Source organism: Paenibacillus sp. NFR01 (assembly GCF_900111565.1).
Taxonomy (GTDB): domain Bacteria; phylum Bacillota; class Bacilli; order Paenibacillales; family Paenibacillaceae; genus Paenibacillus_AQ.
Window position 1 is genome coordinate 1 of sequence record NZ_FOIK01000005.1, and the last position, 21123, is coordinate 21123.

General features: G+C 54.1%; 20 protein-coding genes, 8 tRNA genes and 1 rRNA gene. 25 read left to right on the forward strand and 4 right to left on the reverse strand.

The features are described 5' to 3' along the window. From BMW84_RS19280 to BMW84_RS19355, 16 genes are all read left to right on the forward strand, one after another. Positions 1–300: ribosomal RNA gene (locus BMW84_RS19280) — 23S ribosomal RNA — on the forward strand; the annotation flags it as partial. Positions 301–380: 80 nt separating this feature from the next. Beyond that, positions 381–472: transfer RNA gene (locus BMW84_RS19285), tRNA-Ser, on the forward strand. A gap of 26 nt (positions 473–498) precedes the next feature. Next, positions 499–575, forward strand: a tRNA-Met gene (locus BMW84_RS19290). Between the two features lie 7 nt (positions 576–582). Further along, positions 583–658: transfer RNA gene (locus BMW84_RS19295), tRNA-Val, on the forward strand. 37 nt (positions 659–695) lie between these two features. Continuing rightward, positions 696–771: transfer RNA gene (locus tag BMW84_RS19300), tRNA-Thr, on the forward strand. 10 nt (positions 772–781) lie between these two features. Beyond that, positions 782–858 (forward strand) — tRNA-Asp (locus BMW84_RS19305). A gap of 30 nt (positions 859–888) precedes the next feature. Continuing rightward, a tRNA-Phe gene (locus BMW84_RS19310) sits at positions 889–964 on the forward strand. Positions 965–969: 5 nt separating this feature from the next. Further along, a tRNA-Tyr gene (locus BMW84_RS19315) sits at positions 970–1055 on the forward strand. A gap of 8 nt (positions 1056–1063) precedes the next feature. Next, a tRNA-Lys gene (locus BMW84_RS19320) sits at positions 1064–1136 on the forward strand. A 135-nt stretch (positions 1137–1271) separates the two neighbouring features. Beyond that, complete coding sequence (locus BMW84_RS19325) at positions 1272–2390, forward strand: PucR family transcriptional regulator (RefSeq protein ID WP_254773055.1); 1119 nt, start codon at positions 1272–1274, stop codon at positions 2388–2390. Positions 2391–2499: 109 nt separating this feature from the next. Beyond that, positions 2500–3621: an ABC transporter ATP-binding protein gene (locus BMW84_RS19330; protein ID WP_091071213.1), complete on the forward strand. Its 1122-nt coding sequence runs from the start codon at positions 2500–2502 to the stop codon at positions 3619–3621. Between the two features lie 290 nt (positions 3622–3911). Then, complete coding sequence (gene hprK, locus BMW84_RS19335; protein ID WP_091071215.1) at positions 3912–4850, forward strand: HPr(Ser) kinase/phosphatase; 939 nt, start codon at positions 3912–3914, stop codon at positions 4848–4850. 12 nt (positions 4851–4862) lie between these two features. Further along, positions 4863–5906, forward strand: a complete 1044-nt coding sequence (gene lgt, locus BMW84_RS19340; protein WP_091071217.1) for a prolipoprotein diacylglyceryl transferase — start codon at positions 4863–4865, stop codon at positions 5904–5906. Between the two features lie 8 nt (positions 5907–5914). After that, a complete protein-coding gene (ppaX, locus tag BMW84_RS19345) occupies positions 5915–6568 on the forward strand; it encodes a pyrophosphatase PpaX (protein WP_091071218.1) in 654 nt (217 codons plus the stop codon). Then, positions 6565–7077 (forward strand): acyltransferase, encoded by a 513-nt coding sequence (locus BMW84_RS19350; protein ID WP_175498916.1) that lies wholly within the window; start codon positions 6565–6567, stop codon positions 7075–7077. Before ppaX ends, BMW84_RS19350 begins: the two co-directional genes overlap by 4 nt. Positions 7078–7088: 11 nt before the next feature. Next, positions 7089–8255: an acyltransferase gene (locus BMW84_RS19355; protein ID WP_091071220.1), complete on the forward strand. Its 1167-nt coding sequence runs from the start codon at positions 7089–7091 to the stop codon at positions 8253–8255. A 65-nt stretch (positions 8256–8320) separates the two neighbouring features. On the opposite strand, the gene gntK is transcribed toward BMW84_RS19355, so the two are convergent. From gntK to gnd, 4 genes are all read right to left on the reverse strand, one after another. Then, positions 8321–9871 (reverse strand): gluconokinase, encoded by a 1551-nt coding sequence (gene gntK / locus BMW84_RS19360; RefSeq protein ID WP_091071222.1) that lies wholly within the window; start codon positions 9869–9871, stop codon positions 8321–8323. An 88-nt stretch (positions 9872–9959) separates the two neighbouring features. After that, positions 9960–11321 carry a GntT/GntP/DsdX family permease gene (locus tag BMW84_RS19365; protein WP_091071223.1) on the reverse strand — a complete coding sequence of 454 codons (1362 nt, stop codon included), beginning with the start codon at positions 11319–11321 and terminating at the stop codon, positions 9960–9962. A 164-nt stretch (positions 11322–11485) separates the two neighbouring features. Further along, positions 11486–12157, reverse strand: a complete 672-nt coding sequence (locus BMW84_RS19370) for a GntR family transcriptional regulator (RefSeq protein ID WP_091071225.1) — start codon at positions 12155–12157, stop codon at positions 11486–11488. Between the two features lie 140 nt (positions 12158–12297). Then, positions 12298–13197 carry a phosphogluconate dehydrogenase (NAD(+)-dependent, decarboxylating) gene (gene gnd, locus BMW84_RS19375; RefSeq protein WP_091071226.1) on the reverse strand — a complete coding sequence of 300 codons (900 nt, stop codon included), beginning with the start codon at positions 13195–13197 and terminating at the stop codon, positions 12298–12300. A 351-nt stretch (positions 13198–13548) separates the two neighbouring features. On the opposite strand from gnd, the gene BMW84_RS19380 reads away from it, so the two are divergent. From BMW84_RS19380 to hisJ, 9 genes are read left to right on the forward strand one after another with little or no spacing between them, the layout of a single operon-like run. Continuing rightward, on the forward strand, positions 13549–14766 hold the full coding sequence (locus BMW84_RS19380; protein ID WP_091071589.1) for an ATP phosphoribosyltransferase regulatory subunit: 1218 nt from the start codon (positions 13549–13551) through the stop codon (positions 14764–14766). Positions 14767–14817: 51 nt separating this feature from the next. Then, positions 14818–15465 carry an ATP phosphoribosyltransferase gene (gene hisG / locus BMW84_RS19385; RefSeq protein ID WP_091071228.1) on the forward strand — a complete coding sequence of 216 codons (648 nt, stop codon included), beginning with the start codon at positions 14818–14820 and terminating at the stop codon, positions 15463–15465. 42 nt (positions 15466–15507) lie between these two features. Next, positions 15508–16815: a histidinol dehydrogenase gene (gene hisD / locus BMW84_RS19390; protein ID WP_091071229.1), complete on the forward strand. Its 1308-nt coding sequence runs from the start codon at positions 15508–15510 to the stop codon at positions 16813–16815. Next, on the forward strand, positions 16805–17413 hold the full coding sequence (hisB, locus tag BMW84_RS19395; RefSeq protein ID WP_091071231.1) for an imidazoleglycerol-phosphate dehydratase HisB: 609 nt from the start codon (positions 16805–16807) through the stop codon (positions 17411–17413). Before hisD ends, hisB begins: the two co-directional genes overlap by 11 nt. Before the next feature lies 1 nt (position 17414). Next, on the forward strand, positions 17415–18038 hold the full coding sequence (hisH, locus tag BMW84_RS19400; RefSeq protein WP_091071233.1) for an imidazole glycerol phosphate synthase subunit HisH: 624 nt from the start codon (positions 17415–17417) through the stop codon (positions 18036–18038). Between the two features lie 41 nt (positions 18039–18079). Then, positions 18080–18817 carry a 1-(5-phosphoribosyl)-5-[(5-phosphoribosylamino)methylideneamino]imidazole-4-carboxamide isomerase gene (hisA, locus tag BMW84_RS19405; RefSeq protein WP_091071235.1) on the forward strand — a complete coding sequence of 246 codons (738 nt, stop codon included), beginning with the start codon at positions 18080–18082 and terminating at the stop codon, positions 18815–18817. 15 nt (positions 18818–18832) lie between these two features. Further along, positions 18833–19591, forward strand: coding sequence for an imidazole glycerol phosphate synthase subunit HisF (gene hisF / locus BMW84_RS19410; RefSeq protein ID WP_091071237.1), 759 nt, complete (start codon positions 18833–18835; stop codon positions 19589–19591). Then, positions 19588–20265 carry a bifunctional phosphoribosyl-AMP cyclohydrolase/phosphoribosyl-ATP diphosphatase HisIE gene (gene hisIE, locus BMW84_RS19415; protein ID WP_091071239.1) on the forward strand — a complete coding sequence of 226 codons (678 nt, stop codon included), beginning with the start codon at positions 19588–19590 and terminating at the stop codon, positions 20263–20265. The genes hisF and hisIE overlap by 4 nt, the downstream gene beginning before the upstream one ends. 16 nt (positions 20266–20281) lie before the next feature. Further along, positions 20282–21109: a histidinol-phosphatase HisJ gene (gene hisJ, locus BMW84_RS19420; RefSeq protein WP_091071241.1), complete on the forward strand. Its 828-nt coding sequence runs from the start codon at positions 20282–20284 to the stop codon at positions 21107–21109. The last annotated feature ends 14 nt before the right edge of the window (positions 21110–21123 follow it).

Here is a 21123-nt window from a genome sequence, read left to right on the forward strand (position 1 = left end):
GTCGTGAGACAGTTCGGTCCCTATCTGTCGTGGGCGCAGGAAATTTGAGAGGAGCTGTCCTTAGTACGAGAGGACCGGGATGGACGTACCGCTGGTGCACCAGTTGTTTCGCCAGAAGCATGGCTGGGTAGCTACGTACGGACGGGATAAGCGCTGAAAGCATCTAAGCGTGAAGCCCCCCTCAAGATGAGATTTCCCAATTAGTAAGACCCCTTGAAGACGACGAGGTAGATAGGTTGGAGGTGGAAGTGCAGCAATGCATGGAGCTGACCAATACTAATCGGTCGAGGGCTTATCCAAAACATCTATGACGCAAGTTTCGTTTCGATCCAGTTTTCAGGAATCAAGTTCCTGTATGGAGTATATGGTGAAGACTGTTTGGAGAGATACCCAAGTGGCTATAAGGGGACCCTCTGCTAAGGGGTTAGACTGCGTAAGCGGTGCGAGGGTTCGAATCCCTCTCTCTCCGCCATTTCCAATCCATATATTTATTAATGTGGCGGCGTAGCTCAGCTGGCTAGAGCGTACGGTTCATACCCGTGAGGTCGGGGGTTCGATCCCCTCTGCCGCTACCATATTCCCGGAGGCTTAGCTCAGCTGGGAGAGCATCTGCCTTACAAGCAGAGGGTCGGGGGTTCGAACCCCTCAGCCTCCACCATTTATTTTATTAAGCTTTACAAAACATTTTACACCGTGCCGGTGTAGCTCAACTGGTAGAGCAACTGACTTGTAATCAGTAGGTTGGGGGTTCAAGTCCTCTCGCCGGCACCATTTTAAATGCGGAACCGTGGTGTAGAGGCCTAACATGCCTGCCTGTCACGCAGGAGACCGCGGGTTCGAATCCCGTCGGTTCCGCCATTTAATTTAACTGAATATGGCTTTATGTATGGCTCGGTAGCTCAGTCGGTAGAGCAAAGGACTGAAAATCCTTGTGTCGGGGGTTCGATTCCCTCCCGCGCCACCATTCATGGAGGCTTAGCGAAGTGGCCAAACGCATCAGACTGTAAATCTGCTCCCGTACGGGTTCGGTGGTTCGAATCCATCAGCCTCCACCATGTTTTTTGAGCCATTAGCTCAGTCGGTAGAGCACCTGACTTTTAATCAGGGTGTCGAAGGTTCGAGTCCTTCATGGCTCATCCGTTAAAAAAGTCGTTACCCTAGGGTAACGACTTTTTTGTTGTTTATGGAGAATTTCTTCGTAAGGCTGTCTGAGAGGGCTTATCCGCATCAAGGTCAAAAATATGTTAAAATAGGCGAAAAGAGCAAAAGTGGTGGATAGAGTGGCAATGGACAGCGAAGCACTGCGCCAAAAAATTGAGCAGCTTACCGGTAAACGTACCGGCATCAAACAGCTTGGGAGACAACATTCCAAGTCTTTGTTTGGTCGGCTAACCGAGACAGGCGGCGAAGCCGGTGAACCCATTACGCATGAAGGACATCTTTGGGTTCCTTTGTATGAGAGTGACGGAAGAGTTACGGCAATATGGGTCGAGATGGAGGGTTTGACGGCAAGAGAACTGGAGCTTGTCAATTTTGCTGCCGGTAATTATGCCATTGCACTTAATGCGACCGGATTGAAGGAAGAAGGCGAGGTCGAAGCCCGGCAACTCGGCATCTGGCTCAATTCCCAATTGGAGCAGGATAAAAGCGACTCGGAGATCGCCGATGAAGTAACGCTGAAAAGCCGGCTGTTCGCCGAAATGATCCCGTTTTTGCTGATCAGCGAGAACTCCCACAATCCGCAGCTCTCTTACCGTTCGCTGACGAAGCTGCTGCGCAGCTATTTTGAAGATGAAATTATATTGATCCCCCTGGTTGAAAAAGAATGGCTAATATTGGCCCGTAAAGAACTGCTGACCGGCGGGGACGATAAGGAAGATGAGGAAGAGAATGCAGGCGAGCTGCTATCGCAGGCTTGTATGGGACTCCATGAACTGATTGCCAGCGAATGGGGAGGAGCTTTCCATCTGGCGGTATCGCATGCGCTCATTCCGGTTAAGGGTCTTACGGCCGCGCTCGCGCTGCTGCGTGAGACGATAGCACTGGGCAGGGTTTTTCAAGTCGGCGATTACATTCACCTTCCGTGGGAACTTCACATGGAACGCCTGGTGAATAGCATCCCCGATGATCGGCGAAGACAACTGCTGGCACAGATCGGTGATTTCTCATCCGTTCTGGCCGATAAAGAAATGCAGCTTACGCTGGAGAGCTTTTTCGAAATGGATTGCAATGTCAGCGAGACGGCGAAGAAGCTTTATATCCATCGAAATACGCTACTGTACCGGCTGGACAAGATTAAGCAGGAGACTGGAGCGGACGTGCGCAGCTTCGGAGATGCTGCTATTGTGAAGCTTGCCATGTTATTGTATAAAGTGACGAAAAGAAAATAGGATTTTTGTGAAGGATGCAAATAGCCATGGCAGCACGTCTGGGGTAAGATAAATGTACAAGAAAGCGATTTATTTTTTATCCTAATAATTTCTCGAGGGGGAAATATCAATGGCAGGCGTACGTTTAGAGCATATTTTCAAAAAATACCCAGGTTCCGATAAAGCAACAGTAATGGACATCAATCTCGATATTAAAGATAAGGAATTCCTCGTACTGGTAGGACCTTCCGGTTGCGGTAAATCCACTACCCTGCGTATGATCGCCGGTCTGGAAGAAATCTCCGAAGGTAAAATGTACATCGGCGACCGCGTCGTAAACGACGTAGCTCCGAAAGACCGCGACATCGCGATGGTATTCCAATCCTACGCGTTGTACCCGCACATGAGCGTATACCAAAACATGGCGTTTGGTCTGAAACTGCGCAAAGTAAAGAAAGACGAAATCGACAAGAAAGTACGCGAAGCTGCCAAGATCCTCGACATCGAGCATCTGCTTGACCGTAAACCAAAGGCTCTGTCCGGTGGTCAACGTCAACGTGTCGCTCTGGGCCGTGCGATCGTCCGCGATCCGCAAGTGTTCCTGATGGACGAACCGCTCTCCAACTTGGATGCTAAACTGCGCGGTCAAATGCGCGCCGAAATCACTAAACTGGTTAAACGCCTTGAAACTACATGTATCTATGTAACGCATGACCAAACCGAAGCTATGACGATGGGTGACCGTATCGTAGTTATGTACGACGGCATCATCCAACAAGCCGCTTCCCCTGAAGAGCTGTATAACAACCCTGAGAACCTGTTCGTTGCCGGATTCATTGGTTCCCCAACCATGAACTTCATCACTGGCACTCTGTCCGAAGTGAACGGCGCTGTACGTTTCCGCGCTGATAACCTGGACGTTGAAGTTCCAGGCGGCAAAGCAACAATCCTGCGCAACAAAGGATACATCGGCAAAGAGGTTGTTATGGGCGTTCGTCCGGAAGACATCCATGAAGAGCCGGTATTCCTGGAAGCATCGCCAGCTACGATCTTCACTTCCCTGGTAGACGTAACTGAAAACCTTGGTCACGAAATGCTCTTGTACTTGAGCGGCGTAGGCAACGGAACGGTAATCGCCCGTGTAGACGGACGTTCCACTACTCGCGAAGGCAGCAAGCCAAAACTCGCGATCGACATGAACAAAGTTCATATCTTCGATAAAGAAACCGAACTGAACGTACTGCTGGGATAAGATATATTTCTCCCGCATCCGATAAGAAAGCCGCCTGAAAGGGCGGCTTTTTTTCGTAATATCGGGAGTGTGGGGCAGCAGGACATTTTCTACATAGTTAAAGGATTTAGCAGTCCCGGGATTCCGGGTTATTTAGCGTTCGCTGAAAACCGCATTGCCTTAATTCGATTGCATTCAGGGGCGTTATCCATTAAGATAGCAGGAGAATTACCTATGGCTGGCAAAGGGTTTACGGCTTGCATTGGGTACGGAAGCGGACAAGACCGCAGGCGAGGAAAGGACGGACCAACATGGCAAAGAAAGTTAAGGTATCAGAATTGGTACAGCATTTTCAATTGGAGGTTGTCTCTGGGCATGAAGGGCTGAAAAGGCCGATAACTGTAGACGATTTAAATCGTCCCGGGCTGGAGATGGCCGGTTATTTCGAATATTATCCGGAAGAACGCGTTCAACTGGTGGGCAAGACGGAGCTCGCTTTTTTTTCCATGTTGACGGAGGAAGAGCGCGTCAGCCGCGTGCGCGGTATTTTTAACGACAATACGCCTTGTATCGTTATTACCCGGGGCCTGGATGTACCTCAAGAATTCCTGGATATCAGCAACGAAAAAGGGCTTCCTATCCTCCGCAGCTCCATGGCGACAACGATTTTTTCCAGCCGTCTGACAAGCTTTCTTGAAGGGAAATTGGCACCATCTGCGACCATTCATGGCGTACTTTGCGATGTGTATGGGGTGGGTATGCTGATTACCGGAAGCAGCGGCATCGGTAAAAGCGAAACGGCGCTGGAGCTTGTTAAGCGCGGCCATCGGCTGATCGCCGACGATGCGGTTGAAATCCGGCAAACCTCGGACAACCAACTGCATGGCACGGCACCGGAGTTGATTCGGCACTTGCTGGAAATCCGTGGGGTCGGCATTATCAACGTGATGACTCTGTTTGGCGCAGGGGCGATTCGCAACCATAAGCGGATTACGCTGGTTGTTCGTCTCGAAGCCTGGCAGCAGGATAAACAATATGATCGCTTGGGCCTTGACGAAGAAACGACAAGAATCATTGATACGGATGTTCCACTGGTGACGATCCCAGTACGTCCGGGACGGAACCTTGCGGTTATTATCGAGGTTGCGGCAATGAATTACCGTCTGAAACAAATGGGCTTTAATGCGGCCTTACAATTTACCAATAAACTTACAGCCACCATCTCTGAAGACATGGATGATCTGGATTAGGAGTGTGCGAGCATGTTTTTTAGTTTGGCGATCAATCCGATTGTATTCTCCATCGGTTCACTGCCGGTTCATTGGTATGGCCTGATCTTGGGAACAGGCGCACTGGTAGGATTGTTCCTGGCCATATGGGAAGGAAAGCGGTTTAACATTCCGCAGGAGTTTTTCATGGATCTGCTGCTGCTGGGTGTGCCCTCGGCGATTATCGGCGCGCGGATCTATTATGTTGCGTTTAAATGGGATGATTATAAAAACAATCTGGCCGACGTGTTCAAGATATGGAATGGCGGTATCGCCATTTACGGTGCTTTGATCGGTGCGATCATCTGCGCCATTATTTACTTCCGTTACAAGGGCTACCCGTTCTGGCGGATCGTCGATATTTGTGCGCCTTCGCTTTTGGCCGGTCAAATGATCGGACGCTGGGGCAACTTTGTCAATCAGGAAGCTTACGGCGGCATAGTCCAGGAGTCTTTCCTGCGCGACAAGCTGCATCTGCCTGATTTTATCGTAAATCAAATGTACATCGATGGCGCATATCACCACCCTACGTTCCTCTATGAATCACTGTGGAGTCTGGTCGGAATCCTGCTGCTGTTCGCGCTGCGCCGGCAGAAGTTTGTCCGTGCGGGCGAAATTTTCTTATCCTATTTCATCTGGTATTCGATCGGCCGTTTCTTTATCGAAGCGCTGCGCACGGACAGTCTTGCTTTCCAAGGCAACGATGCGGTAGCTACATTGATGAATCATTTGTGGCGCCCGATGGAATGGCTTGGTTTTGAACAAGGCTACCTTGATCCGGCCTATGGCAATATCCGTACCTCCCAGCTGCTCGCGCTGCTTCTCGTCATTGTGGCAGCGGTGTTGATTATCGTCCGCCGGATGACCGGCGAGCCGAAGGATCATTATTCCGATCCGATTGTGAGTACCAAACCTGTTGCCGCCGATTCGGTAGTACCGGAAAGTGCAGCTACAGCCGCACCGGTACCGCAAGCTCCTCCGCAAACTCCGTCTGTGGAAGAACCGGAAGAGTCCGAGGTCAAAGAAACAAAGGAGTAACCGTTTAGATGATAGAATGCGTATTGTTTGATTTGGATGGAACCATCGTGAATACGAATGAGCTGATCCTCCGTTCGTTTGCTTACGCGCTGAAGGACAACAACCTGCCTCTGCTTACCCGGGAGCAAATGATCCCCCATATGGGAACTACGCTCCAGCAGCAGCTTCGCGCGTTTTCCGGGCTGGAGGATACCAGTGTGCTGGAGCGCTCCTACCGCACCTACAATTATGCGCATCATGACGAGCTGGTCGGAGCATTCCCGCGGGTGAACGAAACGATGGAGGCATTGGCCCGCCGCGGCATCCGTATGGGCATTGTGACGACCAAAATCCGTCCGACGACAATCAAGGCGCTGGAGATGTTCGATATGCTTCAATATATGGAGACGATTGTGACGGTAAGCGATGTGACCCAGCCGAAGCCGCATGCCGAGCCGGTTCTTACCGCCGTACGCAATTTGAATGTCGATCCGCGCCGGACGCTGATGGTGGGCGACAGCCCTGTCGATATTCAGTCGGCAAAGGCTGCCGGTGTACTAGCTGCCGCTGTATCCTGGTCGCTAAAAGGCGAGGAGACGCTGCGCGGGTACAACCCCGATTACATTCTTCAGGACATCAGTGATCTGCTGGACATTGTAGAGCAGGGGACGAAGCCATTGTGAGAAAAATAACCCGTTATCCGGTGGAGGAGCATAATTCCTTGTGGCATATTTACCGTACGGTCAGCCCATGGAAAGGTGTGCGCAATTTTATTTTCATCCAGATCGCCCGTTACTGTCCGGTCCTTCCGGTGAAAAATTGGATCTACCGCCGGGTGCTGGGGATGAAAGTAGGTAAGCATACCGCTTTTGGGCTGATGGCGATGGTGGATGTGTTTTTTCCAGAGAAAATTACGGTCGGCGAAAACTCGATTATCGGGTACAACACGACCATTTTGGCGCATGAGTATCTAATTAAGGAATACCGGCTGGGCGAAGTGGTGATCGGCGAAAATGTGCTGGTCGGCGCCAACACGACGATTCTGCCCGGAGTCACCATCGGTGACGGTGCGGTGATCGCCGCAGGCTCGGTCGTCCATAAAGATGTGGCGCCCGGCGCTTTTGTCGGTGGTAATCCGCTTCGGGAATTACGACGCTCCGGGACAGAAGAGCCGCAGGAATCAGAGATTTAGGAGGAAAATGCGTGGCTTCGAAAGAGAGAATTCCGCAGCTTGATATTTTTCGCGCCATTGCGATCTTTGCGGTGATGGCGATCCATGCGACTTCGCGCACGATTGCGGAAACGCAGGGAACATCGCTGTTTCATCCGTTTTTGCTGATCAACAAGTTCAGTCAGTTTGCGGTACCGTCTTTTATTTTTCTAAGCGGATTTGTATTGTTCTACAATTATATCGACCGTCCGCTGAACCGGAAGACGCTTGGAACCTTTTATGGCCGCAGATTGGCGTATATCATTGTGCCTTATCTGGTGTTCTCGGTGCTCTACTATATCCTTAAGATGACGTCGGGCCATACGTGGGACATGCCTCTTCAGGAACAGGCCGCCAAGATGTGGAAGTATTTGTGGACCGGAACGGCATACACGCATTTATATTACATCATTATTATCATTCAGTTTTATGTCTTGTTTCCGCTGATTTTATGGTGCCTGCAGAAGGTCAGACGCCTCGCGGCCTGGGCGCCGCTGATCGGTCTTGCGCTCCAATGGGGATTCGTGCTGCTCAACAAATATATGGTGAACCACGGGTATTGGCATTTGACGAAAGGCAGTCTGGCCATTACGTATTTCTCGTATTTTTTGCTGGGAGCGGGCATTGCCTCGTATTACGCTTCATTGAAAAAGTGGCTGGTGCCCACCCGCGGAGGATGGCGAACCGGAAAAGGCGCAACGTGGATTGCGTTGTGGCTGTTATGGGTAATTGCCGGCGTAGTCCATGTGGAGCTGTGGTTTAACAGCTATACCAAGCATTCTTCCATCAACAGCCTTTGGTATGAAGGGTTTGCCAATCTTCATGCCTTGCTGTCCTGCCTGGTGCTGTGGCAGCTGTCGTTTCTGCTCTTCGGTGCCGGACGCAGCCTGCTGGCCAGACTGCTCGTATCGGTCGGTGCCTGTTCCTTCGGAATATATCTGATCCATCCGCTGGTATTGTTCTTATACCGCAAGCTATCGATCCATGGGGGATCACTCGTCTATGCAGCGTTTATCGCCGGCGGATGGCTCGCGGCATTCCTGGTTTCCTGGTTCGCCGTTGTGATTGTACAGCGTTATTTCAGACCGGCGGCATGGGTGCTGTTCGGCTCGGCGCCGCAAAAACCTAAAGCAATATCAAGCGAACAGGTCCGTTCGTAATGAATCAGAAAAGCGCCGGGTACCCGCATATTGCGGAGTACCCGGCGCTTTTGTTGTTGCTGCGGTTAGGATTTGCCGGCATGCTCGCGCTGAAATTCAGCGATGGCTTCGTATTCGCCGGCCAGACTGCGGGAGACGGAGATGTAGATCGGCAGTAGCTGCTTGTATACCTTGGCATGGGACGTAATCGGCTCATGACGGTAGGTGGAACCGATCATCGGGAATACGGCGTCGAAGCTGTCGATCCGGCCGGTGGCGTAAAGGCCGAGTACGACGGCGCCGAGGCAGGAGCTTTCGATGCTCTCCGGGATGATCACTTCCTGATCGAAAATATCGGCCATCATCTGCCGCCAGAGTACGGAGCGGGCAAAGCCGCCGGTCGCCAGGATGCGCCGCGGGCGCCCGATCTGCTCTTCCATCGCCAGCAGCACCGTATACATATTAAAGATGACGCCTTCCAGGACGGAACGGATCATATGCTCCTTGCGGTGATTCATCGACAAGCCAAAGAAGGAGCCGCGGGCATCCGGGTTCCACAGCGGCGCGCGTTCCCCGGTCAAATAAGGATGGAACAGCAGTCCGTCACTGCCCGGAGCAACTTGCTCGGCAATGCGGGTAAGTACTTCATAGGGGTCGAGTCCCAGACGTTTGGCGGTTTCCACTTCGGAAGCGGCAAATTCGTCGCGCACCCAGCGGAACAGCATGCCGCCATTATTAACCGGTCCGCCGATCACCCAGTGCTTCTCGGTCAGGGCATAGCAGAAAATCCGCCCCTTGGGGTCGGTCAGCGGCTGGTCAACCACAGTGCGGATGGCTCCGCTTGTACCAATGGTGGCCGCTACGACCCCCGGATGGATGGCGCCTACGCCGAGATTGGAGAGTACACCGTCGCTTGCTCCGACAATAAAGGGGGTTGAGGCACGTACTCCCAGCTTCTCTGCAAAGCCAGGGAGCAATCCTTGGATAGCCTGGGTTGTCGGCACAGGCCGGGACAAGCGCTCGGGGGAAACTCCGGCAATCCGCAGCGCCTGCTCATCCCAATCCAGCTTCTCCAGATTGAACATACCGGTGGACGAGGCGATGGAATAGTCTATCACATATTGTCCAAACAGCCTGGCAAAGATATATTCTTTTATGGAAATGAATTTATGGGCCTGCCGGAACAGTTCCGGCTGCTCTTCATTGAGCCACATCAGTTTGGTAATGGGTGACATGGGGTGAATCGGTGTCCCGGTGCGCAGGTATACCTCATGCCCGTTCAGTTCGTTCTTGAGACGGGCAGCGGCAGCGCTGCTCCGGTTGTCAGCCCAGGTGATGCAGGCGGTAAGCGGCTTACCCGCAGCGTCGACAACGATGACGCTGTGCATCGCGGAGCTGAATGAGAGGAATAAGAGCTCGTCTTGCCGGATGCCGCTGTTCTGCATGACAGAGGCAACCGTGCGGATCACAGCACCGAGAATTTGTTCAGGGTCTTGCTCGGCTACCGAAGGTGAGGGCTGATGCAGCGGATATCCTTCATTCGCCTGTGCGACAATACGGCCGTTCTCTTGAAAGAGGACGGCCTTGGTGCTGGTAGTTCCAATATCGACGCCAATCATATAGGGTGTACTCAACATGCGGCCCTTCTTTCTGCTTCCGAAGCCGGAGGCGGGCCAGTGAACAAGTTCAGCGGTCCGCCTTCGTTACTCGGATGTATTGTTATAATCAGACAAACACACTTAAGATTATAATAAAGACTAAACCTACTACGGATAAAAGAGTCTCCATTACTGTCCAGGTCTTCAATGTCTGCACTACAGACATTCCGAAGAATTCCTTGATCATCCAGAAGCCGGCATCATTGACGTGGGAAAGCACCAATGAACCAGCACCTGTAGCCAGCACTACGAGCTCGATATTTACGCCAGTGCTTACGGCCAGCACCGGTGCGACAATACCTGCAGCCGTTGTCATGGCTACAGTAGCAGACCCTGTTGCCACGCGGATCAATGCAGCTACCAACCAGGCGAAGAAAATAATGTTCACATGGGATTGTGTAGCTACAGCAGCGATTGCACCGCCGACGCCGCTGTCGATCAGCACCTGCTTAAAGGCTCCTCCGCCTCCGATGATAAGAATGATCGACGCTGTCGGCGCGAGGCATTCGCTTGTAAACCGTGAGATGTCTTCTTTCTTAAAGCCGCGGGCAAATCCCAGTGAAAAGAAGGAGAAGACCGCTGCAATGAGCAGAGCGATAACCTCATGTCCAATGAACTTGGCGAAGGGCGTAAAAGCATGAACGCCGGACGGATCAAGGATATCCGCAACCGAGCCCGTCAGCATAAGAATTACAGGCAACAGGATCGTCAGCAGCGTAATGCCGAAGCCGGGCAGTTCCCGGACACTTTTAGCCGCGAACTGTTCGGCCAGCTCTGCGGGAGGTGTTACCTCGATGCGTTTTCCTATAAATTTGCCGAACAGCGGCCCTGCAATAATTGCCGTAGGCAAACCAACTAGGATAGAATACATAATCGTTTTACCCAGGTTTGCACCGTAGGCATCAATGGCGATCATGGGCGCCGGATGCGGCGGAACGAGGCCGTGGACAGTCGACAGACCGGCAAGAATCGGAATCCCTATCTGCAGGAGCGGCATCTTGGTTTTGCGGGCCACCATAAAGACCACAGGAATAAGCAGAATAACGCCGACTTCGAAAAATACAGGAATCCCGACAACGAAACCTACCAGCATCATTGCCCAGTGGACGTTTTTCTCCCCGAAACGATCGACGAGTGTGTTCGCAATACGCTCAGCACCACCGGATTCGGCCATCATTTTTCCCAGCATGGTCCCGAGACCGATCACTATGGCTATCGTTCCAAGGGTGCCGCCTAAGCCGCCTGTGACAGATTTGATCAGTGTCTGATATTCCATTCCCGCGAGCAGGCCAAGAACCAGCGCAGAAAGAAGCAGCGTGACAAAAGGATTCCATTTGTATCTAGCGATAAGCATAACCAGAAAAACAATGACAAGCAATGTCCAAAGGAGCAAAGTTGCGTTGTGGCTGAGGCCAAGAAAATTTTGCATGGTATTCGATGCCTCCAATATTATGTGGATTCACTGAAGTAGAGATTGCTATTAACATAACCTGCAAGAGAATTCTTATGAATAAAATGATATTCGGTATACTTGTCGACAAGTTGGGCGGAAAAAGAAGCATTGTCTGGCCGCAAGTTCGGCCATCAGCCTGCTTAGGGCAGGCTGCGGATTAACGTTTCTCCCGAGTCGGCAAAATAGGCCTGAACGACCTTACGGATGGTCTCCGCATTTCCGGAACGAAGGGCGTCTACTACTGTCCGGTGTTTGTCGGCTACCCAGTTCATCCGTTCTTCTCCGCTTTCGAACCCTTTTTCGGTGGTGATTAAAATAACGGTCATCACAATATGACGAATACTCTTCCACAGATGAAGTATCCGGGTGTGTTTGGCTTCTATGACAATAGCTTCATGAAATGAAAAATCCTGATACGCGAACTCGACAAAATCATTGTGTTTGACAGCCAGCTTCATCTTATCGATAATTTGCTCAAGCTGTTGGATCAGCGTTGTGTGATCTCCTTGGGCGAGTCTCTGCTGGGCAAAGCTTTCGATAAGATACCTCACATCATACAGTTCCTCAACATCTTTCAGATTAAGGCCGACCACAACAGCCCCCATTCTTTCCAGCCGGATTAACCCTTCAGCGGATAACGATTTAAGCGCCTCCCGGACTGGCGAGCGGCTCGTACCAAAGTCCGCTGCGATCCGGTTCTCAGAGAGCACTTCACCAGGCTTGATTTTTTCATCTATAATTTGTAACCGAAGTTCACAGGCAATGGCTTCTCCGCGAGAAGCTCCTTGCAGCCAGGCGGAAGGGTATTGCATTATTAACGACTCCTCTATACAGGATTGAATAGTACGCTAGTTAGTTGTACTTTAACGATTTTAGCATACAATTCCTGCAGGGTCATCGTTCTAAAATGCATAGGCGATAGCGCCAGAGCCGGGTTTAGAAGCAGTTTCGCTCAGCTGTCCTGAACAACGGCATGTCCACCAAACTCATTGCGCAGCGCAGCAACAACCTTGCCGTGAAAAGTATCCTCCTCAAGTGACCGGTAACGCATCAGCAGAGACAGGGCGATAACCGGGGTGCTGGCCTGCAGGTCAAGCGCAGTCTGAACGGTCCATTTACCTTCCCCTGAGCTGTGCATCACCCCGCGGATTCCAGCCAGATTTGGGTCTTTGGCAAAAGCATTCTGTGCAAGCTCCATGAGCCAGCCGCGGATAACAGAGCCGTTAGACCACAGGCGCGCAACGTCCTCATAACTGAAGTCAAAGCTGCTTTTCTCAAGCAGCTCGAAACCTTCTGCAATGGACTGCATCATGCCGTATTCGATGCCGTTATGGATCATCTTCAGGTAATGTCCGCTTCCGGATTCTCCGGCATACAAATAACCCTGATCCACTGCAAGATCGCGGAATAAAGGCTCAATGGCAGTGAAGACCTCTTGATTACCGCCAACCATGAAGCATGCTCCATGCTCAGCCCCGCTGGTTCCGCCGGAAGTGCCGGCATCGAAGAAGTGAATGCCGCGTTCCTTAAGTCTTTCCGCACGCTCTGCAGAGTCTTTATAATGGGAGTTGCCGCCTTCAATGATAATATCGCCCGCTTCAAGCAGTCCGGAGAGCGTATGGATTACGCCTTCTACAACAGTGCCAGCAGGGACCATAATCCAGATAATCCGCGGGTGCTCCAGCTTATTGACCAGCTCTTCAATGGAAGATGCAGGCTGTGCTCCCAGCCCGGCTAACTGTTCTCCCTTTTGTGGATTGATATCGCTTACAACCACCTCATGTCCATGGCCCAGTAGATTCAAAACCAGGTTAAAGCCCATCTTGCCAAGTCCGATCATGCCTAATCTCATGGCTCCTTCACTCCTTAAACAGATTCTGGATAAGCTTAGTTGTATACTTGTGTACAACTTTTCTTGTATCTTACTTCGATTCACAATTATTTGTAAAGAGTAAATTTGTAAGCGATTTTATTTTAGTGAAAATCTGTTGTACCATTATGGTGAACTTGCAGGGGAGCTTAATAGTAATGTAGAACGTTCATCTTATATGGCAAAGAAGGCTATGCTGTATAAAGGAGAGTATTATTGACGTAAAAGGATAGTCCGTGATACGATGTTCCCACTACTTTACTTTACTACCACTTTACCATAGTAAAGTCCTTTATGGACTTTTGATGATATTTGACGAGGTGACAAATGAAGATGTCCAAGCCGAAGGGATTCGAAAAACCAGCTGGTGTGCGCGACTATCTCCCGCGTGCGGTCAAGAAGCTGCGCAAAATTGAGTATGATGTGCTGCACTGCATGAGCCGCTGGGGCTATAAGCAGATGATTACCCCTACCCTGGAATATTACGATACGGTTGGTGTGGCCAGCTCCACATCAGACCAGAAGCTATATAAACTGCTGAACAACCGCGGCCAGGCGCTGGTGCTGCGTTCGGAAATGACCGCGCCGGTGGCCCGTGTCGTCTCTTCGCTGCTGAAGGATGAGCCACTGCCGCTGCGTCTGTCTTATCATGCCAACGTCTTCCGGGCGATTGAGGAAGAGGCAGGCCGGGAGGCGGAGTTCTTCCAGACCGGCGTAGAACTGGTCGGCGATGATTCGCCGGAAGCGGATGCCGAAGTCGTGGCGCTGGCCATTGCATCGCTTCAGGCGGCGGGCGTCAAATCGTTTAAGATCGCCATGGGCCATGTGGGCTTTCTGAATGGTCTGTTCCAGGAAGCCGTTCCAGGGCTCCCGGAGGCGCAGGATGAGCTGAAAAGCCATCTGCTGGGGCGCGATTACGTGGCCTTCCGCGAGACGCTGCGGCGGCTTGAGCTTCCGGAAGCGCAAAAGAATGAGCTCAGCGGGCTGCTTCGGCTGCGCGGCGGCAAGGAGATCTGCAGCCAGGCGCTGGAGCTGAGCAGCCATCCGCTGGCCCGTGCATCCATTGAACATCTGTGCAAGGTGTGGGAGGTGCTCGTGGCTTACGGGGTATCCGAACATGTATTAATCGATCTGACGATGATCGGAGATTTCTCCTATTATACAGGCATGACGTTTGAAGGTTATGCCGCCGACCTTGGTTTTCCCGTGTGCAGCGGCGGTCGTTACGACAATCTGCTGCAGCAGTTCGGCCGGCCGGTTCCGTCCACAGGTTTCTCCCTGAAAACCAATCGGATTCTCGACGGCGTTGCCGGGGACGGAGAGGAAGAGGAGCTGCCGGTGCTGATACAGTATGATGCCCTCCGGCGGACCGAAGGATTGCAGGAAGCGGCGCGTCTGCGCGCCGAAGGACGTATGGCGGTTACACGGCTTGTCGCGGCGACTGAGGACCTGAAGGACGTGAAACGGCTGGATACCGATACCTTGGAGGCCGAGGGAGAGCGCTTCGGTGAGATCCTCACCTTCGTCTCCTTCGTCAGCGAGCATGGGTGAGCGGGGTACAAGCGATAAACCTGAAAGAACAATGGAACGGAGGTCACGTGAATGTCGCAAATACTGAAAGTAGCGATGCCGAAAGGCCGAATATACAATAAAGCGGCGGAGCTGTTCCGGCAGGCAGGTCTGCCGATTCCGCCGGAGGGGGAGGAATCCCGCAAACTGGTGGTTGCGCTGCCTGAGGCGGGAATGGAGTTCATTCTGGCCAAGCCGGTGGATGTGCCGACCTACGTGGAATACGGCGTTGCCGACATCGGGATTGTGGGCAAGGACGTCTTGCTCGAAGAGGAGCGGGACGTGTATGAACTGCTGGACCTTGGCATTGCCCGCTGCCGGATGTCGATCATCGGTCTGCCGAACTGGCAGCCGGGCATTCAGCAGCGCGTAGCGACGAAATATCCGAATGTCGCTTCGCGTTATTTCCGCGAGCAGGGCCAACAGGTGGAAGTGGTCAAGCTGAACGGATCCATCGAGCTTGCGCCGCTGATCGGCCTTGCCGACCGGATCGTCGACATGGTGGAGACCGGCCAGACGCTGCGGGAGAACGGATTGGTGGAGATTAAGAGCATCTTTGAAATCACAAGCCGGCTGGTGGCCAACCGGGTCAGCTACCGGATGAAGAACGAGCAGATCCAGCGGCTCTGCGACCGGCTGCAATCGGTTATACCCGAACCGGAGATGCTGAAGAATTCATGAACCAAATGGAAATAGATGAAGCGGGGCAAGGGGGAACCTACGGTGAAGGTTGAATCAAGCAAAACGTTTAAACTGGAGCGCGAAGTGGATTACGGTACGCCGGAGCAGAACCGGATCGTGAAGGAAATTGTCGGCGACATTAAAAAAGAAGGCGATGCGGCGCTTCTCCGCTATACGGAGAAGCTGGACGGCGCCAAGCTGACGGCGCCGGAGCTGCGTGTAACGGCGGATGAGCTGCAGGCGGCATACGCGCGGGTGGAGCCGTCGTTTGTAACGGCGATCCGCGAGGCTGCGGCCAATATCCGGGCGTTTCACGCCCGCCAGAAGCGCAACTCCTGGATGGATCTGCAGCCGGACGGAACGATTCTCGGCCAGATTATCCGGCCGCTGAAGCGCGTGGGCGTCTATGTGCCGGGAGGCAAAGCCGCATATCCGTCCAGCGTGCTGATGAACGTGATTCCGGCACAGATTGCCGGCGTGCCGGAGATCGTGATGGTGACGCCGCCATCCACCGGCGGCAAAGCGGGCATCGACCCGTACATTCTCGTGGCCGCGGCCGAAGCCGGCGTACACGAGATCTACCGGGTCGGCGGGGCGCAGGCCATCGCCGCGCTGGCTTTCGGCACGGCGAGCATCGCGCCGGTCGATAAGATCTGCGGGCCCGGCAACATCTATGTCGCCCTCGCCAAACGCGAAGTGTATGGCGCGGTCGACATCGACAGCATTGCCGGGCCGAGCGAGATCGTCGTGCTCGCCGACGATACCGCCGATGCGGCCTACGTCGCGGCCGATCTGCTGTCCCAGGCCGAGCATGACGAGATGGCCTCGGCCATTCTGGTCACGCCGTCGCAGGCGCTGGCCGATGCGGTGGCGGCGGAAGTGGAGCGACAGCTGAGCGAGCTGCCGCGCGAAGCCATTGCCCGCGCCTCGGTGGAACAGTTCGGCGCGATTATCGTCGTGGAATCGCTGAAGGAAGGCGTCTCGGTCGTGAACCGGCTGGCGCCGGAGCATCTGGAGATCGTGACCGAGGACCCGATGGGGCTGCTCGGCAGCATCGAGAATGCCGGAGCGATCTTCCTCGGACGGTACAGTTCGGAGCCGGTCGGCGATTATTTTGCCGGGCCGAACCATATCATTCCGACGAACGGCACGGCGCGATTTTCTTCGCCGGTTGACGTCGACGATTTTATTAAAAAATCAAGCATGATTTACTATAGCAAAGAAGCGCTGCTGCGCGACGGAGCGACGATTATGGAACTGGCCAGACGGGAAGGTCTGGAAGGGCATGCGCGGGCGATCGAGATCCGGCTGCAGAACGAAGGAAAGGGTGGAGACGGAAATGGAGAATAACCTTGAACAGGCGGTACGCGAGGCGAGCCTCAGCCGCAAAACAAATGAAACGGATATCGCCTTGAAGCTGGCAGTGGACGGCAGCGGCGAAGCCGAGCTGGAGACGGATGTGCCGTTCCTAAACCATATGCTCGATCTGTTCACCAAACACGGCCAGTTTAACCTTTCCGTGCAGGCGAAAGGCGACATCGAAATCGACGATCATCATACGGTCGAGGATATCGGCATCTGTCTTGGACAGGCGCTGCGCGAGGCGCTAGGCGACAAAAAGGGCATTAAGCGGTACGCCAATGTCTTTATCCCGATGGACGAAGCGCTTGCGCAGGTCGTCATTGATATCAGCAACCGTCCGCATTTTGAATACCGGGCGTCCTATCCGTCCCAGCAGGTCGGCAGCTTCTCGACGGAGCTGGTGCATGAGTTTCTGTGGAAATTCGCGCTGGAAGCGCGGATTACGCTGCATGTCATCGTGCATTACGGCGCCAACACCCATCACATGATCGAAGCGGTGTTCAAAGCGCTCGGCCGCGCGCTCGACGAAGCTACCCAGATCGATCCGCGCGTGAAGGGCGTGCCGTCCACGAAGGGAGTGCTGTAGCATGACCGTAGCCATCGTCGATTACGGCATGGGCAACCTGCACAGCGTCAGCAAAGCGGTGGAGCGTCTCGGCTACGCGAGCCTGGTGACGGGCGATCCGGCTGAGATCATGGCCGCGGACAGCGTCATCCTGCCGGGCGTCGGCGCGTTCGGCGATGCGATGGAGCATCTGCGGGACACAGGCTTGGACGCAGTGGTAAAGGAGGCGGCAGCGGCGGGGCTTCCCGTGCTGGGCATCTGCCTTGGCATGCAGCTGCTATTCAGCGGCAGCGAGGAGCACGGACAGCACGAAGGCTTAAGCCTGCTGCCCGGATCCGTGGTGCGTTTTGCTCCGCGCGAAGGGTACAAGGTGCCGCATATGGGCTGGAATCGGCTGGAGTTCCTGCAGCCGCGCAATCCGCTGCTTGAAGGACTTGAGGAAGGCCACGTGTATTTCGTGCATTCCTTCCACGCTCTGATGGAGAAAGACAGCGATTTGCTGGCGGTCACGGATTACGGGCATCCGGTCACTGCCGTGGTCGGACGCGGCAATGTCTTCGGCATGCAGTTTCATCCGGAGAAAAGCGGAGAGCTCGGCATCAAGCTGCTCGGTAACTTTTTGAAGCTAAAGGGAGAGCGGGCGTAGACCCGCATTAACGATATTGTCACGAAAGCAGGGGGAGCGCTATGTCTTCATTTATCGTCTATCCGGCCATTGATATCCGGGATGGCAAATGCGTCAGATTGCAGCAGGGCGATTACAACCAGGAAACGATCTATAACGACAGTCCGCTGGAGGTAGCCAAGGCCTGGGAGGCGCAGGGCGGGCAATATATCCATCTGGTGGACCTGGACGGTGCCAAAGCGGGCCATCCGGTAAACGATGAGATCATTAAAGCAATTGCCGGCAGCGTGCAGGTGCCGGTTCAGGTCGGCGGCGGCCTACGGACGCTGGCCGATGTGGAGAAGCTGCTCGGACTGGGCGTCAGCCGGGTCATTATCGGCACGGCGGCGATTAATGACCGTGCTTTTACGGAAGAAGTGCTGGCGAAATACGGCGATAAAGTGGCCATCGGCATCGATGCACGCGGCGGGTATGTAGCGACGCACGGCTGGCTGAGCACCTCGGAGGTGCGGGCCGAGGATCTGGCGGTGGAGCTTGCGTCCAAAGGGGCGGAGACATTTATCTATACCGATATTTCCCGCGACGGCATGATGCAGGGACCCAATGTGGACGGCATCGTGGCGATGGCGGCGGCATGCGGCAAAACCGTGATCGCCTCCGGCGGTGTGACGAGCCTGGACGATCTGCTGCGCTTGAGTGCACATCATGCCAGCGGCATCGGCGGCGCCATTGTCGGCAAAGCGCTGTATACCGGAAATATTACGCTGCCCGAAGCGCTTCTGGCGCTGGGCCGGAAGTAGACAGGGGGAAACGCGATGTTAGCCAAACGCATTATTCCTTGCCTGGACGTGAAGGACGGCCGGGTCGTGAAAGGCGTCAACTTCGTCAACCTGCGCGATGCCGGAGATCCGGTGGAGCTGGCGGCGCTGTATGACCGCGAGGGCGCGGATGAACTCGTCTTCCTCGATATCTCTGCTTCGGTGGAAGGCAGGGCTACGATGGTGGAAGTGGTGCGGCAGACCGCCGGCGAAATCGCCATCCCGTTTACCGTCGGCGGCGGCATTTCGACGCCGGAGGACATGAAGGTGATTTTGCGCGCCGGCGCTGACAAAATCGGCATCAACACCGCGGCGGTCAAGAATCCGCAGCTGATCCTTGAAGGCGCTAAGCGCTTCGGCTCCCAGTGCATTGTGGTGGCGATCGACGCCAAATACAATGAAGCCTGGGGCGAATGGGAAGTGTATACGCACGGCGGACGGCAACCGTCCGGTATCCGGGCGCTGGCTTGGGCCAAAGAAGCGGAAAAACTGGGCGCCGGCGAAATTCTGCTGACAAGCATGGATGCCGACGGAACGAAGGACGGCTTTGACCTGAAGCTGACCGCTGCGGTCAGCGATCTGCTGAGCATTCCCGTGATCGCCTCCGGCGGCGCCGGGAAGATTGAGCATTTCTATGATGTATTTACGGAAGGCAAAGCCGATGCCGGCCTGGCCGCGACGATTTTTCACTATAAAGAGATTGCCATTCATGATCTTAAGGCCGATCTCAAGCAAAGAGGGGTAGAAATCCGATGAGTCAACAGGAATGGATTGCAGGCATCCGCTGGAATGAAGCCGGCCTGGTCCCTGCCGTTGTGCAGGACGCAAGCACGCTGGAAGTACTGATGGTGGCCTATATGAACGAGGAGTCGCTGCGCCTGTCGCTGGAGAGCGGGCAGACCTGGTTCTGGAGCCGCTCGCGCGGCGAGTTGTGGAACAAAGGCGCAACGTCAGGGAATACGCAGGCGATCGCCTCGATTCATTACGATTGCGACAATGACACACTGCTGTTGAAGGTAGTTCCAGAGGGGCCGGCCTGCCACACCGGCGAGACCTCGTGCTTCTACCGGGAGATTCCGCTGGAGCGGCCGGCTGCGCCTGTTCAGGCTGTATCACCGGCAGCGGGCGAAGGACGGTTTGCCGTATTGGCCGAGCTGGAGCGCGTCATCGCCGAGCGTGAAACCGAACGTCCGGAAGGCGCTTATACTACCTATCTGTTTGATAAAGGCGTCGATAAAATTTTGAAAAAGGTGGGCGAAGAAGCCTCGGAAACGATCATCGCCGCCAAAAATAAAGACAACGCCGAGCTGCGGCTCGAAGTCAGTGATCTGATCTATCACCTGCTCGTACTGCTGCAGGAGCGCAAGCTGCCGCTGGACGAAATCATGGCGGAGCTGAGTGCCCGCCACGAACGTCCGCGCCGTGATTAGAAAGGAGGAAGACGGCATGCGCATCGACTACCATACTCACCACGAACGCTGCGGACATGCGGTAGGCAAGCTGGAGGAATACGTCCAGCGCGGTATAGCGCTCGGACTGGACCAGCTTGGGTTGTCCGACCATCTGCCGCTGATCCATGTCGATCCGGACAGCTATTATCCCGAGATGGCGATGCCGCTGTCCGAGCTTCCGCATTACGTGGAAGAATGCCTTACCTTGAAGGAACGCTACCGCGGTGTAATCGACCTCAAAGTGGGGCTGGAAGCTGATTATATCGAAGGCTACGAGGAACAAATCCGCGAGCTGCTGGCCCCGTATCCCTGGGATTACCTGATCGGTTCCGTTCACTTTCTCGGGGAGTGGGACATTACCGACTTCCGGCAGGTCCACGGTTGGGAAGGGCAGGACCCGCTTGAGGTCTATCGCCGTTATTACGATGCCGTAAGGAAGTCCGCACAATCGGGAATCTATGATATTATAGGACATATGGACGTGATCAAACGGTTTGGTTATGGTCCGCAAACACCGGAAGGCCACGCCGAGGTCCGGAAGCTGGAACGGGAGACGCTTCAGATCATCGCGCAAAGCGGCATAGCCATGGAGCTGAACGCTTCCGGGCTGACCAAGCCTTGCGCCGAGATGTTCCCTGCAGAGCACATTTTGCGGGAAGCGCTTGCGCTGGGGATTCCGCTGACGCTCGGGTCGGATGCCCATGATCCCCGGAAGCTGGGCGAAGGACTGGATATCGCACGCGGACAGTTGCATCAACTGGGCTTCCGCGAGCTGGCCGTGTTTGACGGAAGGCAACGCCGAATGATTCCGTTTCAACCTTAATATCAAATACCGGG